Source organism: Ancylobacter sp. 3268 (genome assembly GCF_031456575.1).
GTDB lineage: Bacteria > Pseudomonadota > Alphaproteobacteria > Rhizobiales > Xanthobacteraceae > Ancylobacter.
In genome coordinates this window covers 40,590-54,927 of record NZ_JAVDUX010000022.1, presented here as the reverse complement: position 1 = coordinate 54,927, position 14,338 = coordinate 40,590, and the positions used below count along the sequence as shown (strand labels likewise).

Annotated in this window: 14 protein-coding genes and 1 pseudogene; 6 read left to right on the top strand and 9 right to left on the bottom strand. The window is 63.9% G+C overall.

All coding sequences use genetic code 11. From position 1 onward, the window contains the following. Nucleotides 1-4: 4 nt before the first annotated feature. The 5 genes from J2X65_RS24125 to J2X65_RS24105 all read right to left on the bottom strand — a co-directional run bounded on the left by J2X65_RS24125 (nt 5) and on the right by J2X65_RS24105 (nt 4,489). On the bottom strand, nt 5-496 hold the full coding sequence (locus J2X65_RS24125; RefSeq protein WP_310207086.1) for a tripartite tricarboxylate transporter TctB family protein: 492 nt from the start codon (nt 494-496) through the stop codon (nt 5-7). Between the two features lie 21 nt (nt 497-517). Beyond that, nucleotides 518-1,495 carry a tripartite tricarboxylate transporter substrate-binding protein gene (locus J2X65_RS24120; protein ID WP_310207083.1) on the bottom strand — a complete coding sequence of 326 codons (978 nt, stop codon included), beginning with the start codon at nt 1,493-1,495 and terminating at the stop codon, nt 518-520. A gap of 84 nt (nt 1,496-1,579) precedes the next feature. Next, the gene (locus tag J2X65_RS24115; protein ID WP_310207079.1) at nt 1,580-1,996 is read right to left on the bottom strand and encodes a cupin domain-containing protein; all 417 of its coding nucleotides are present in this window, start codon (nt 1,994-1,996) and stop codon (nt 1,580-1,582) included. A gap of 1 nt (nt 1,997) precedes the next feature. Continuing rightward, nucleotides 1,998-3,374: an NAD-dependent succinate-semialdehyde dehydrogenase gene (locus J2X65_RS24110; protein ID WP_310207077.1), complete on the bottom strand. Its 1,377-nt coding sequence runs from the start codon at nt 3,372-3,374 to the stop codon at nt 1,998-2,000. Nucleotides 3,375-3,403: 29 nt separating this feature from the next. After that, the gene (locus tag J2X65_RS24105; RefSeq protein ID WP_404977791.1) at nt 3,404-4,489 is read right to left on the bottom strand and encodes an isocitrate/isopropylmalate dehydrogenase family protein; all 1,086 of its coding nucleotides are present in this window, start codon (nt 4,487-4,489) and stop codon (nt 3,404-3,406) included. A 146-nt stretch (nt 4,490-4,635) separates the two neighbouring features. On the opposite strand from J2X65_RS24105, the gene J2X65_RS24100 reads away from it, so the two are divergent. Continuing rightward, a complete protein-coding gene (locus J2X65_RS24100; protein WP_310207073.1) occupies nt 4,636-5,571 on the top strand; it encodes a GntR family transcriptional regulator in 936 nt (311 codons plus the stop codon). Nucleotides 5,572-5,691: 120 nt separating this feature from the next. On the opposite strand, the gene J2X65_RS24095 is transcribed toward J2X65_RS24100, so the two are convergent. Then, nucleotides 5,692-6,594: an AraC family transcriptional regulator gene (locus J2X65_RS24095; protein ID WP_310207069.1), complete on the bottom strand. Its 903-nt coding sequence runs from the start codon at nt 6,592-6,594 to the stop codon at nt 5,692-5,694. A gap of 335 nt (nt 6,595-6,929) precedes the next feature. On the opposite strand from J2X65_RS24095, the gene J2X65_RS24090 reads away from it, so the two are divergent. Next, the gene (locus J2X65_RS24090) at nt 6,930-8,351 is read left to right on the top strand and encodes an aminotransferase class III-fold pyridoxal phosphate-dependent enzyme (RefSeq protein ID WP_310207066.1); all 1,422 of its coding nucleotides are present in this window, start codon (nt 6,930-6,932) and stop codon (nt 8,349-8,351) included. Nucleotides 8,352-8,361: 10 nt separating this feature from the next. Here J2X65_RS24090 and J2X65_RS24085 read toward each other — a convergent pair whose 3' ends face one another. Next, nucleotides 8,362-8,808: a helix-turn-helix domain-containing protein gene (locus J2X65_RS24085; RefSeq protein ID WP_310207063.1), complete on the bottom strand. Its 447-nt coding sequence runs from the start codon at nt 8,806-8,808 to the stop codon at nt 8,362-8,364. 68 nt (nt 8,809-8,876) lie between these two features. On the opposite strand from J2X65_RS24085, the gene J2X65_RS24080 reads away from it, so the two are divergent. Next, nucleotides 8,877-9,821: an aromatic alcohol reductase gene (locus tag J2X65_RS24080; protein ID WP_310207058.1), complete on the top strand. Its 945-nt coding sequence runs from the start codon at nt 8,877-8,879 to the stop codon at nt 9,819-9,821. Between the two features lie 369 nt (nt 9,822-10,190). Here the strand turns inward: J2X65_RS24080 and J2X65_RS24075 are convergent, their stop codons facing one another. Continuing rightward, nucleotides 10,191-11,219 carry an IS110 family transposase gene (locus J2X65_RS24075; protein ID WP_310207055.1) on the bottom strand — a complete coding sequence of 343 codons (1,029 nt, stop codon included), beginning with the start codon at nt 11,217-11,219 and terminating at the stop codon, nt 10,191-10,193. 148 nt (nt 11,220-11,367) lie between these two features. On the opposite strand from J2X65_RS24075, the pseudogene J2X65_RS24070 reads away from it, so the two are divergent. Both J2X65_RS24070 and J2X65_RS24065 read left to right on the top strand, forming a co-directional pair. Then, nucleotides 11,368-11,466: pseudogene (locus J2X65_RS24070) on the top strand (LysR family transcriptional regulator); the annotation flags it as partial. 66 nt (nt 11,467-11,532) lie between these two features. Continuing rightward, entirely contained in the window at nt 11,533-12,168 is a 636-nt protein-coding gene (locus J2X65_RS24065; RefSeq protein WP_310207053.1) for a LysR substrate-binding domain-containing protein, read from the top strand. Nucleotides 12,169-12,443: 275 nt separating this feature from the next. Here J2X65_RS24065 and J2X65_RS24060 read toward each other — a convergent pair whose 3' ends face one another. Beyond that, nucleotides 12,444-13,304: a LysR family transcriptional regulator gene (locus J2X65_RS24060; RefSeq protein WP_310207049.1), complete on the bottom strand. Its 861-nt coding sequence runs from the start codon at nt 13,302-13,304 to the stop codon at nt 12,444-12,446. A 167-nt stretch (nt 13,305-13,471) separates the two neighbouring features. On the opposite strand from J2X65_RS24060, the gene J2X65_RS24055 reads away from it, so the two are divergent. Further along, nucleotides 13,472-14,296: an oxidoreductase gene (locus J2X65_RS24055; protein ID WP_310207045.1), complete on the top strand. Its 825-nt coding sequence runs from the start codon at nt 13,472-13,474 to the stop codon at nt 14,294-14,296. Nucleotides 14,297-14,338 lie beyond the last annotated feature (42 nt).

Genomic DNA, 14,338 nt, shown 5'->3' with positions numbered 1-14,338 from the left:
TGATCTACTTCCGAATGGCGTCGAGCAGCGGCTCGAAAAGCGAGCCAATAGGAAGCTCAAGATCGAGACCCAGGTCGAACACCAGAAGGGTGAGCGCCGTCAGCGCCACTCCGATCAGGATGTTCGCGAGATAGCGGCGGCTGCCGAAGGCGCGCGCCGTCATGACGAACAGCAGCGTGCCCGCAACGATCCAGCCGAGCGTTTCCAGCAACACGATCTGCAGCAGCAGGCCGCTCGCCACCAGCGAGAAGGCGGGCCAGTCGATCTCGATGCCTTCGGCGTCGACCGGTCCGGTGGTGACGGCCTCAAGCTGGAGCCAGAGGCCGACCAGGATCAGTCCCGCGGCGATCAGGCCGGGGAACAGGCGGGGGCCAACCGTCGTCGCGGCCCCCACCACGGGCATCGTCCAGGTTTCAAAGGCGATGAAGACGCCGAGCGCCAGTACCGCCAGGCCGAAGGCGACTTCACCAAGCCGCAGGCCCTTGTCCGTCGTCATCGCCTGCACTCCTTGATCGGACTACTGGGTGAGGCCGACGTCTTTGAGCGCCGTCGCCACGCGGACCTGCTCCTGCTTCAGGAAGCTCGCGAACTCGGCGGGCGGAAGGTAGGTGTCGACCCAGCCGCGCTTCTGCAGTACCGCCTTCCATTCCTCGGTCTTGACCATCGCAGCGATCATCTCGGCGAGCGACTTCTTCTCCTCCTCCGAGGTGGACGCATGAACCGCGAGGCCGCGCCAGTTCATGATGGCGAGATCGACCCCGCCTTCCTTCAGCGTGGGGACATTGACGCCCGGCGTGCGCTCGCCTGACGAGATCGCGAGGGCGCGGAGCTTGCCCGCCTCGATCTGGCTGCGGAACTCCTCGAAACCGCTGATGCCCACGGTGGCATGGCCGCCAAGCGTGGAGGCGAGCACTTCGCCGCCGCCGGCATGGACAACGTAGTTGACCTTGGTCGGGTCGACACCCACGGCCTTGGCGATCAGGCCCACCATCACATGGTCTATGCCGCCGATGGAACCGCCCGCCCACGACACCGCCTGCGGATTGGCCTTCAGCTTGGCGACGAGATCCGCAAGCGTCTTGATGTCCGAACTTTCGGGAACAACGATGACGTTGGCTTCGCTCATCAGGCGCGCAAGCGGCACCACCTGATCGAGATTCACCGCCGACTTGGTGGTGATGATGCCGCCGACCAGCGCGAAGCCGAACACCAGAATGCTCGGCGCGCGCTTGCGGCTGGTGATGAACTGCGACAGGCCGACCGTGCCGCCGCCGCCGGCGACGTTCTGGACCTGAACGCCGGAGGCCAGCTTCTTCTCCTGAAGCACGGCCTGAATGCTGCGCGCGAGCTGGTCGTAGCCGCTGCCGGGGGCGCTGGGCGCGAGCAGCTCGAGCCCTTTCACCTCATCGGCGAGAAGTGGCGGCATGCCGATGGTCAGCGTCGAGACGGCGGCAGCGGTGAGAAAAGTGAACTGGCGGCGATCGAGAATGGTCATTGTTCCCTCCCAGGGAATATGTATTTGTTCAGATTGGCGTTTTGTTAGTTGGGAGGCCGGTTGGACCGGCCTCTTTCAGCGCGCCTATTTGGCGTCGTGTTCCGCGTCGATGGCGCGGGTATCGCCGGTCGCGGCGATGGTGCGGGTCGCGTCCACGGATGCGTAGGTCCAGAAGATCTTCATCGGCTCGGTTGCCGAGGCGTTGCGGAAATTGTGCGGCACGTTGGCCGCGATCCAGGTAGTCTCCTGCGGACCGAGATGGTGCTCGACGCCGTCGAGCGTGGCGATGGCATGGCCTTCCAGCACCATCACGCTCTCTTCGCAGTTGTGGGTGTGGATCGGGATCGAGGCGCCGCCTTCGAAAGCGGTGATGCCGTTGATCAGGCTGGTCGAGCCGATGCGGCGTGTGACGAGCGGCACGGTGCGTGCGCCGCCGCCGCGCTCGCGGGGCTTGATCTCGGAGGGACGCAGCACCGCGCCGGTCGGATGAGCATCGGTCATTTCAGGCTGCCTTCACGGGACCGACCCAGAGGGTCTTGAGGTTCACAAATTCGCGGATGCCGTACGAGCCGAGCTCCCGGCCATAGCCGGACCGCTTGATGCCGCCGAAGGGCAGGCGGGGATCGGACGCGACCATGCCGTTGATGAAGACGGCGCCGGCGTCGATGCGTCGCGCAAGACGTTGCGCCTTCTCGACATCGCCGGTCCAGAGCGCCGCGCCGAGGCCGAACTCGGTGTCGTTGGCGAGGCGGATCGCTTCGTCCGGTCCGTCGACGCGGATGATGGCGGCGACCGGGCCGAAGGTTTCCTCACGGAAAGCCGCCATCTCCGGCGTGACATTGTCGAGGACGGTGGCCGGATAATAGAAGCCGGGACCCTCGACGATCTGGCCGCCCATCCTGAGGGTGGCGCCGGCGGTGACGCTGCGCTCGACCTGATCGTGAAGCGTGGCGCGCAGATTGGCGCGCGCCATCGGGCCGATGGACACGCCCTGCTGCAGCGGATCGCCCATCCTGAGCGCCGCGGCATGGCGGCAGAGCGCCTCGACGAAGCTGTCCGCCACCGCCTTGTCGACGATGAAGCGCTTGGCGTTCACGCAGCTCTGCCCGACATTCACATAACGCGCCTTCACCGCCATGGCGGCGGCGGCCTCGACGTCGGCGTCGGCGAGCACGATGAAGGGATCGGAGCCGCCGAGTTCCAGCACCTGCTTCTTCAAAGCCTTGCCGGCCTGCGCCGCGACGATCGCGCCGACTTCGGTCGAGCCGGTCAAGGTGACGGCGGCGATGCGGTCATCCGCGATGAGGCCCGCGACGGATCCCGGCTCGATGAGCAGCGTACGGAACAAACCCTTGGGGCAACCCGCCTCGCGCATGACCTCTTCGATGGCCAGCGCGCAGCGCGGCACATTATTGGCATGCTTGAGGATGGCGCCGTTTCCCGCCGCCAGCGCCGGCGCCGCGAAACGGAAGAACTGCCAGAACGGGTAGTTCCACGGCATGATCGCCAGCACGACGCCGAGCGGGTCGAACACGACGGCGCTGTGAGAGGCGGACGAGGCGATGATCTCATCGGCGAGGAAGACCGGCGCTTCATCGGCGTAGAAGTCGCAGTTCCACGCGCACTTCTCGATCTCGCCTTCCGCCTCGACCAGCGGCTTGCCCATCTCCTCGGTGATCATCCGGGAATAGGTGGACTTGTTTGCCCGCAGCACGCTCGCCATGCGTCGCAACAGACCGACGCGTTCGAGAATGGGCACCTGCCGCCATGCCGCCTGTGCGGTCGCGGCGCCGGCCAGCGCGTCTTCCACGTCCTGCGCGGTGTGGAGCGGATAGCGCGCCAGCTCAGTGCCATCGGCGGGGTTGATCGATACGAGCATTTTGGAACCGTCAGTTTGAGCGTTGGAACTCAGGCGGCCTGTCCAGCGGCCGACGAGCGCGCAATGGCCGCGCAGACGGCATCGGTGAAGGCTTCCGTGGAAAGCGCGCCGCCAAGATCGGCGGTACGCGTCGCCGGATTGGTCAGGACTTTGCCGACCGCCTGTTCGAAGGCCGCCGCAGCGTCGATCAGCGCCGTGTCGCCATCGCGGCGCCCGCGCCAGTCCAGCAGCATGGCTGCGGAGAGCATGAGCGAGGTCGGGTTGGCGATGCCGCGGCCGGCAATGTCCGGCGCCGATCCGTGCTGCGCCTGCGCCACGCAGATGCCGTCGCCGACGCTGATCGAGCCGCCAAGGCCGAGGCTGCCGCAAAGCTCCGAGGCCTCATCCGACAGGATGTCGCCGAACATGTTGGTGGTGACGATGAGGTCGAAGCGGTCCGGCGTGCGGATGAGGTGAGCGGCGGTGGCGTCGACGATCAGTTCTTCGAGCGCGACGTCCGGATAGTCCGCCGCGACCTTGCGTACTTCCCGCAGGAACAGGCCGTCGGAAAGCTTCAATACGTTCGCCTTGTGAACCGCCGTGACTTTCTTCCGCCGCCCACGGGCCAGCTCGAACGCGGCGCGGGCGACCTGCCCGGAAGCGCGTGCGGTGATCTTGCGCACCGAGAGCGCCATGTTCTCGTCCGGCATGAACTCGCCGGTGCCGGCCACCATGTTGCGGTCGGAGTAGAACCCCTCGGTATTCTCGCGCACGATGATGAGGTCCATCGGCCGCCGAAGAATGCTGAGATCGCTGAGGGAGCGGCAGGGGCGGATATTCGCGAACAGCTCGAAGCGGGTGCGCAGTTCGCCGGAAGGGTTTATGCCGCCTTCCTGCCGCGACGGGTACTCGTAGTGCGAGACCGGGCCGAGAAGGACACCGTCAGCCGCGCGGACACCTTCCAGTACAGCTTCCGGCAGCGTCGTGCCCTGCTCGCGCAGCGACTTCAGGCCGATGTCGGCCTCAGTCCAGCGGATGTCGATACTGCAACAATCGTTCAGCACATTGAGCGCGCGAAGTGTCGCGGCCGTGATCTCCGGGCCGATTCCATCACCCGGCAAAACGAGCAGCTGCACGGTCATTCCTCCCAAACGGAATGGTTTTTTATGTTGTTGAAATACCCAATAGAGCCAAGTTTGGTACTTTGCAAGCCACAAATACCAAATTGGATTTGTGTCGCCGACGGTCTGTGTCAAAAGGAACTTCGAGGGATTCCATGCCGATGCAGATCACGCCTCTGACCCAGCAACTGGCGGCACAGATCGCCGAGCACATTCGCGCCGAGCGTCTGGAAGAGGGCTCGCAGCTCACCGAGCGCGGGCTGGGAGAGTTGTTCAAGGTCTCGCGCTCGCCGGTGCGGGCCGCGCTCAAATTGCTGGAGAAGTCGGGGATCGTGCGCCCCGGCGAGCGCGGTGGCTTCGTGATCGCCCGGCTCGACGCGGAGACCTTCCGCAATCTCGATCACGTTCCAAACTATGACGACGACCAGATCTATCTCGATATCGCGGACGACCGCGTCTCAGGCCGGTTGCCCGACCGCGTGACAGAGAATGAACTGCTGCGGCGCTACAAGCTCACGCGGGCGCGTCTGACCCACATTCTGCGCCGCATGGCGAATGAGGGATGGATCGAGCGGCTTCCCGGCCATGGCTGGGAATTCCTTCCGGTGCTGACCTCGCTCCAAGCCTATGAGGACAGCTACCGATTCCGGCTACTGATCGAGCCGGCGGCCATCCTTGAGCCGCGATTCCTTCTCAACCGCCCGATACTGGAGCATTGCCGCGACCAGCAGCGATGGCTGGTCGACGGCGCGATCTATGAAGTGTCGGACGCCCGACTGTTCGAGCTCAATAGCGGGCTGCACGAAGCCATTGTCGAATGCAGCCGCAACAGTTTCTTCATCGACGCGCTCAAGCGGATCGACCGGCTCCGCCGCCTCATCGATTATCGGCAGATGCTCGATCGTGACAGCGCACGCGGTCGATGCCAGGAGCATCTCATGCTGATCGACCTGCTGCTGGCCGGCAAGCGAGAGGAGGCGGCGGCGTTTATGAAGCAGCATCTCGAAGAGCTCAGCACGCTGAAGGTGCGTGCCCGCAATACGCGTCCGAACTCGGAAAAGCGCATGGCGGTACGAAGCGGGTCGATCTCGTCCTAGGCCGATCAGCAGTAAGCGCCGTGATCTGACCCCAAAAACTGGAGCCACCGTTCCGCTCTCGGTCCCGCTGCGGACGTCATAGCGTCCGCTGTCCTCTTGTCAGAGTCCAGGTTCAGGTCATCACGTCGCCTCGTCACCTTCACTCGATTGGTCCTGCGTACGGGCGCAGGAGCGCACGCTGCGAGGTGAGGTGCCGTATCGCCTGCGAAAACTCCGCTCGAAGGTGCTGAGGTCGTTGAAGCCCCATCGAAACGCCACCTCTGTGATGCTGCGCGGGGAAAGCGTCGTCAACTCGCCATAGCACCGCTCAAGCCGCCGGTCGCGGATCCAGTTCCAGAACGTCTGTCCCGTTTCTTGGAATACGCGATGCAGCGTTCGAACTGACATGCCGGCTTCCGCGGCAACCTTGGCCGGGGTGAGCTCGGGATCGTCGAGCGACAGGGTGGCGATCGCTTTCAGATTCTCCAGCGTCCGGCCCCGGCCTCCATCCGCGAAGGGCTCGTCCGCTGCGGTTCCAAGCTGGACGATCAATTCGGCCAGGCTGCGTTGCAGAGCGACGCCATCGGCCATGGACAGGTGCGGATGTGAACGGAAGACAGCCTGGATGAGCGAAACCACGCAGGCGCCTATGCCGGACGCACCCGTAAAAACGCGATCGAGCGCGACAACCCGGCCGGCGGCCAGCGCCTCGACCAGCATCCATGGAACGTGAATGCCGATGGTTTTGCTGCCGGGCGAGGACGCGTGGTATTCGAGAAGCTCTTCCGAACGCAGAAAAACGAGATCTCCGGGGCCGACCGCGTGGTGATACTCGTCACTGACGATGGTGAGATGCCCCTCGACGATATATTCCAGGGAGTGCCCTGCTTTCCCGCACTTCTGATGTATTGAATAGCGGTGAAGCGGCGAATTGCATTGGTGGACGGAACAGCTCAGTCGGCCAAGTTCGAAGGCCATCGAGTAGGCGTCCAGAAGTTCAGCCTCCTTGATGTCGGCGATGACGTGTCGGTTCGGGGTGATCAAACTGTAGTAGGCGCCGAGTGCGGCGGCGTATTGTGATCAACGCCCGCTTTCCGGCATGCCTTGGGTGGTAAAGTCGAGCATTCGTGCGCCGCTGCAGAAGTGGAAGACCTAAGCATTCCATAGTGCCTTCCCTCTAACAACCCGAAGTCCGGCCTGCGGCGATCGTGGCACCGAACGCCGCAAACGGTGTCGCGCATTGCGGAGATCCTGGTGCGCCTCACACGCTAGGGTGCTTGCGAAGCAATGATCGCCGAACGCGGCCGGCTCCGAACCTCCGCGCCCGAACGGTTCGGAGGCATCGAGGCCGGCGGGCTGCCCGCATGCAGGAATTTGCCATGATGATTGGGACCGCAAGCCATCCAGCCAGCGCCTTCGTGGCACCGCGTGATCGTGTCGCCCGGATCAATGAGCGGGAGATCAACGTCTTCCGGCAGCGGACCCGCGCGTCGAACGCGCTGCGGGAACGCGCGCTTTCGGTCATGCCGACTGCGGTGCCAAGTTCATGGATGGCAGGCTACTATTCGCACCCCCAGCTGTTTGCCGATCACGGCGTCGGCGCCAGCTTCTTCGACGCTGATGGCAATCGCTATGTCGACATGAACGTCTCGGACCTGTCGATGACGGTGGGTTTTGGCGTACCGGAGATCGAGGAGGCACTCGCCCGCCAGTATCGCAAAGGCGCTCATTTCCTGCTGCCGACCGAAGACGCAATCGCCGTTGCTGAGCTGCTGTCGGCATTGACCGGCCCGCCGGCGTGGCAGTTCACCGTTTCCGCCTCAGGCGCCAATACCGACATCATGCGCATAGCCCGTCACATGACCGGCCGCCGCAAGCTGCTGGTCTTCGAAGGCAAATATCACGGCCATCTCGAGGAAACGCTCGTCTTGGCTCAGGACGGCGTCAACATCCCGGAATATCAGGGCCTGTCGGGACGGCGCGCCGAGGACACGATCATTCTGCCGTTCAACGATCTGGACGCCGTCCGGCGCGTGCTGGTGGAACGTGAGGTCGCGCTGGCGCTCACGGAGCCGGCGATGACGAACTGTACGCTGGTGATGCCGGATCCGGGCTATCTCGAAGGCTTGCGCCGGCTCACACGCGAGACGGGCACGATGCTGTGCATCGACGAAGCCCACACCTTCTCCTTCGCCTATGGCGGCCTCACCCGGGAGTGGCAGCTCGAAAGCGACTTCATGACTTTGGGCAAGGGGTTCGGTTCCGGCGTTGCCTTTGCGGGCTATGGCATGACACGCGACGTGGCGGATCATGTCGAGCGGCATCTCGACATCCTCCATCGCCGATCCGGCATCGGGCTCGGAGGCACGCTCTATGGTAGCGCTCTGGCCATGGCGGTCGCGCGCGTCATGCTGGAGCGCGTGCTCACGGTCTCCGCCCATGACCGGATATCGACGCTCGGAGCGCGCATGGCGGACGGGATCGACGCCATCTGCCGCGACCTAGGCTTACCATGCAGGGCGTTTCGCCTCGGGCCGCGGTCCGGGCTCTGCCTGTCACCGGATCTACCGCGCAACGACATCCAGGCGCGCGCCTCGATGGATCTCGACATGCTCGATGCGCGACGGGTTTTCATGGCCAACCGGGGATACTGGGACTGTATCGTCAGCGCCGGCCCACAGGCCTCCTTTGCTCATACGGCCGAGAACATCGACGGTTACGTCGCGGTGATGGCGGAGTTCATGCACGAACTCGTCCGTGGCGAACAGACGTCGCGCGAAGCCAACAGGACCAGCAACTGAGCCGGGCACGTCAGGCTCGTTTCGGCTTCTCGCCGATGTGCTTTTGGTCGAACGCCTCTCGCGCCGCTCGAAAGCCGTCCACGTTCTCGACGATCCATGTCCAGAGCGGGACCATTCGGACCAGGAGTTCCAGCCCGGTCTCGGACAGCGCATATTCGACGTGCGGGACGGCCTCTTCAAAGTCGTGGCGGATCACCAGCCCGTCACGCTCCAGGTGACGAAGCGTTCGCGTCAGCATTCGTTGCGTGACGCCATGCATCCGCCGCCCGATCTCTGCGTGTCGCAGCTGGCCATAGACGCCAAGCGTGTGAATGACGCCGAGCGACCAGCGATTGCCGGCATGCGCCAGCACCTCGCGCCGCACCCCGTCGTCGTCATCCCTGAGGCCGTCGCAGACGGTCTGGGAATATTTCAGGACGTCGTCCCGGCTTAGCGATCTGACTGCGGTATCACCCATGTACCCTTCTTTCGCACTCGTCGATGAGTTGCCAGATGAACCCGGCAACCAATTGAGCGAGTCAGACTATGAACGATGCCGTCTCCACCGTGAAATCACGGAACATCCTCGTACTGGGCGCCGGCGAGCTCGGGATGCCGGTCCTGCGCAATCTCGCGCGTCGGGCCAACGGCATCGACGGGGCCAAGATCAGCGTCCTGTTGCGCCAAAGCGCCATTATGTCCGGTGACCCCGCCAAGCAGCGCGACGTCTCCGAAATTCGCACGGCGGGTATAGAGATCGTTCTCGGAGATCTCGTCAGCGACTCGATCGACGATCTGGCCGCTCTGTTCTCACGCTACGACACGGTGATCGGCTGCGCGGGCTATGCGGCGGGTATCGACACGCCGATGAAGCTCGCCAGGGCGGCGCTGCAATCCGGCATCCCGCGCTACTTCCCGTGGCAGTTCGGCGTCGATTTCGAAGCGATCGGCCGCGGTGGTCCGCAGGACATCTTCGATGCGCAGCTCGATGTCCGCGAACTGCTGCGTTCGCAGGACGAGACCGAGTGGGTCGTCATCTCCACCGGCATGTTCATGAGCTATCTGTTCGAACCGGAGTTTGGCGTCGTCGATTTGGAGAACAGCGAGGTCAACGCGCTCGGCAGCCTCGACAACGCCGTGACGCTGACCACGCCCGACGACATCGGTATGCTGACCGCCGAAATCGTGTTTTTCGAGCCGACGATTCGCAACGAGATCGTCTTCCTCGCCGGCGACACCGTCACCTATGGCGAAGTCGCGGACAAGCTGGAGGCGGCACTGGGGCGCCGCTTCAAGCGGTCGGTGTGGAGCGTACCCTTTCTGATGGACGAGTTGGCGAGCGATCCAAAGAACATGATGCGCAAGTATCGTGCCGCCTTCGCGATCGGTCGCGGTATGTCTTGGCCGAAGGCGGGCACGTTCAACGAGCGCCGGGGCATCCCGGTGACCGACGTCGCGGCTCTGATCGATGCCGATCTGCGAGCCGGCTAGCGCAGCGATTAGTCCTCGAGCGGGGGCCATGGTGAGCCGCTCGAAGTGGCACCGATGCACGAGGGGCGAAGCGATGCGTTCAAACGTCCGTTTGTTGTTCTCGCGCCAAGTTCCGCTTCTCTAATCGGGCAGTTGGGTCAAGCTCGGATTGAACTTCTGTGCCGGGGTCTCGTTCACGCGGGTCACGCTTCTCTTCGCAGTCTGGTGGCTTCTTCTGTCGAGCGAAGCCGCTGCACGCATGCATCGGATTGGGTCTGGAGAGCCTCGCTTTTGGACGCGCTTGAGGGCGCAGCAGAACTTTGCGGCTTCATCCATCCCGTCGTCCGCGTGGGACGATCCCGGCCAGGATCGGTGAGAGCTGTGGTCAGTTCATGCTGCAGCCTCCGATCCCAAGCGGAAGTCGGTACCATCGGCCCACATGCGATGGAGCACGACAGCGATCTTGCGCGCGACCGCCACAATGGCGCGCCGACGACCCTTCGTCTTCATCAGCCCCACACCCCAAGCCTTCAGACGCGACCAAGTGATCGAGCGCATCAGCATGGCGTTCGCGGCCGCGTAGAGCGTCGCCCGGACGTCGGCGTCACCGGCATGCGAGATCCGGCCTGGGTTGTCCGTCTCGCCAGACTGGAAGCGTCGAGGCGTCAGCCCGAAGTGAGCCCCGACCGTCCTCGAACTCTTGAAGCGGGCAGGATCGTCCACGGCGGCCTTGAAGCTGAGGGCGGTGATCTCGCCGACGCCCGGCACGGTCATGAAGCGCCGGCAGATCGCGTCTTCGCGGGCGGCCCGCTTCACCCGCCGATCGAGCTCGATGAAAGTCTCGAACAGCATCGCTCGCGCCTCCAACATCGGGAGAAGCGCATGGCTGAGCGCAGGATCGGACTCGATCGTCTCGCGTACTGCGGCGTCGAAAGCCCCTCGGGAGAGCCGCAGAGGCAGGACGACGCCAAAGATCCGCAACAGGCCGCGGATCTCGTTCTCGAGGTCGATGCACTTGCGCTGCATCACCTTGCGGCTGGTCAGCAGCGCTCGCATGTGGTGGCTCTCGACGCTCTTCACATGCACCCGGCTGTACCATCCTGACCTGAGGATCTGGGCGATGCCGCGGGCGTCATGCTTGTCCGTCTTGTTACGCATGGCTGAAAGCGCCGCCGCGACCTGACGCGCCTCCATGCAGACGACATCGTAGCCAGCCTCGACCAGCCCGTAGGTGATCGGCTGCGTCAGCGCCCCGGCCTCAAACCCGACCTGGTGGATCGGCTGACCAAAACCCGCGAGGCAAGGAAGAACATTGGGCGCATCGGAGCGCACCGAGCGCTCGAAGCAAATCTTCCCGTCATGGTCGATGATACAGACCGCCACCGAGCGCAGCGATACATCCAGCGCAGCGTAGAACATAACGTCTCCCTTCGTCTCGAACCTGTCGAGACACTACTGGGAGCTTGCCCCCTCACGGGTCCGCCCGATTACGCATGCTATTGGCGCACATTGGCATGAATTCACTCACGTAACTTTCCGGAAATTATGAGCAGAAAAGGAGCTCGGCGTCACGCACGGCGCGGTCAGCCGGCAGATCAGGCTGCTGGAGGAATGGCTCGGTCCACCGGCCCTGTTCCGGCGCCTGAGCCACGGGGTTGTCCTAACGGCGGAGGGGCGCGCGCTGCTCGCTGAAATCCAGCCCGCGCTTGAGCGCATCGCCGAGGCGGCTGCGTTGCACGGTCGCAAAGCCAGCGGCACCGTGGTGCTCAGGGTCAACGCGCTCGCCACCTTCAGCCTGCGCTGGCTGGTGCCGAAACTCGGCCTGCTACGGGAGGCCCATCCCGAAATCGAGATCGAGCTGACGACCGGCAACGAGCCGGTGGATGGGCTGGCCGATGACTACGACCTGATCATCCGCGGCGGACCGGACGCCTTCCACGGCTTCGAGGCGCGTCTGCTGCTGCCGGAAAGGCGGCTCCCCGCCTGCAGCCCCGCGCTATTGCGACGCCAGCCGCTCAACGAGGTGGAGGACCTCGCGCGCCACACGCTTCTGCATGTCGCCAGCATGCCGCGGCTCTGGCGCGACTGGCTGGCGAAGGCCGGGCATGGCTCGCTTGAGCCGACGGCCACGCTGACGCTGGACCACTTCTACCTCTCGATCCAGGCCGCCGTGGACGGCCTCGGCGTGGTGATGGCGCCGTCCGCCCTGATCGAGGACGACCTACGCGCGGGTCGGCTGATGACACCCTTTCCGCACATCTCGCTACCCTCGCGCAGCTATTTCGCCTATACGCCACTCGATTCGCCGCTGCGCGCCGCCAGCGAGCGAGTATGCACGTGGATCGAAGGCTTCGACGGTGCGTCGTGAGCTGGCACGTTGGAACGACACTCACCTGCGACAAAGATGGCCACGCGTGCACATCGACTGCCGACCCATGAAAGTGCTCCACGTGGATCACCACTGGCGAGCGTTGTCTCGTCAGCATGTCGGAGCTTACCTGAAAGCTGGGTAGGCTTAACAGGTATCGCGACGTCCATTCCTCTCTCGGGGACAGGTGGTGCCGGCACAAGGCCGAGCGCGGTCGAAGCCAGCGCCGATCTTGGAGTTACTCCGGGCACCGTAAGTCATTTCCGGTCCGCATATCATGCCATCGCGTCCACCAGATGGTCCGCCACCGTCGAGATGAACGCGCGAAGACGCTTAAGACCCCGTAGGTCCCGGTGGTATCCCATCCAGATGTCTCGCGCCGGCGGCGGCGTCGGCAGGTCCAGTCTGCGGATGCCCGGGATTTGATTGCCGACCACGCGGGGCAGCACGGCGATGCCGATGCCTTGCCTGCACATGCGCCCCTGAACGTTGCGGTTGTTTGATCGCAGGACCGGTCTCGCGTTGGGGAAACTCTCGATGAGCCAAGCGATGTCAGGGAAATGGCCTGTGGATGTTTCATGTGTGATCAGCCGGAAACCGGTCCCGTCGCCAAATTTGGGATCAACTGCCTCCTCGGCGATGTAGACGCCGTATTCGAGCCTGAAGAGCCGCCGCTGAACGACATCGGCAGTGTCGAACGGAACGATACGAAAAGCGACGTCGGCCTCCCGTTGGGCAAGGCTGACCCGGCGCGTGCCGGTCAGGATCTCGACGTCGACATTGGGGTAGGCTTTCGAGAAATCCGCCAGGATAGGAGGCAGGACATAGGCTCCGAACCAGTCCGCCGATGAAATTCGCAGACTGCCTTTGAGATTCTGCTCCTGCCCCGCAAGCCGGCGTTCCATGGCTAGCGCGCCTTCTTCCATCTGCTCGGCCAGCGCGATGATCCCGTGGCCCTCCTCGGTCAGGACAAGACCGTCCGCCGTGCGCTGGAAGAGCGTGTGACCGATTGCCTGCTCAAATGCACGAAGGCGCCTGCCGACGGTCGGATGGCTTGTCCGAAGAGAACGAGCCGCGCTGCCGAGCGTGCCGGATCGCGCAACAGCGAGGAAGATCCTGACGTCACTCCATTCCATCGCGAACCCCGCACAAAACTGAACGACGAGAATACATTTCTGTCGCTTAAAGAACAAATCTAAGCACCTAGATTCCCGCTGTCGTCTAGGGCGCGTCCTTCAGGGGATTGCGCCACCCTCATGAGGGACGGCTTGGCGTCGTCTGCAAGCAAACCGGAGAAGAAGCAATGAAAACCTGGCTCATCACAGGCTGCTCAAGCGGCTTCGGCCGGCGGCTCGCACTCGCTGCAGCACAGCGCGGCGACCGGGTTATAGCGACCGCCCGCAATGTCAGAACGATCGAGAAGATGGCCGAGCCTTTCGGCGGCCGCATGATCACTTTGCCACTCGACGTGACCGATGCGGCGGCAGCTCAGGCAGTGGTCGCGAAGGCGGTCGAGACTTTTGGCGGCTTTGACGTGCTCGTGAACAATGCCGGCTACGCACTGTTCGGCGCGATCGAGGAAGGCACGCCCGAAGAATATCGGCCGATGTTCGAGGTGAACGTCTTCGGTCTGGTCGAAACAACCAGAGCCGCGCTACCCGTCCTGCGACGTTCGGGCGGAACGATCGTCAACATGTCGTCCGGTGCGGGTATCGAGGGCCGTGGCGGCGGGGGCTATTACCACGCCGCCAAGTTTGCCGTGGAAGGGATTTCCGAAGCGCTCGCCGGCGAGCTGAAGCCGTTCGGCATTCGCGTGCTGATCGTCGAACCCGGGCCTTTTCGCACCGATTTCCTTGGTCGATCGATCATGATGGCGGCCAACGAGATGCCGGAATATGCCGCGACGTCGCGCAGGCATTATCGTGAAACGAACGACGGCAATCAGGCGGGCGATCCCGACAAGGCGATCGCGGTGATCCTGCAGGCGATCGACGCCGAGGATGCCCCGCTGCACCTGCCGCTTGGCCCGGCAGCGCACGCGATCGCCGAACGGAAGCTGGCTGCCTTCCGCAGCGACATCGACGCCTGGCGCGACATCACGATCGCCACCGATTTCGACCAGCCCTGAGCGCTGTCCACGCGCTCTATCTGACGCCAACATCTGACTGGA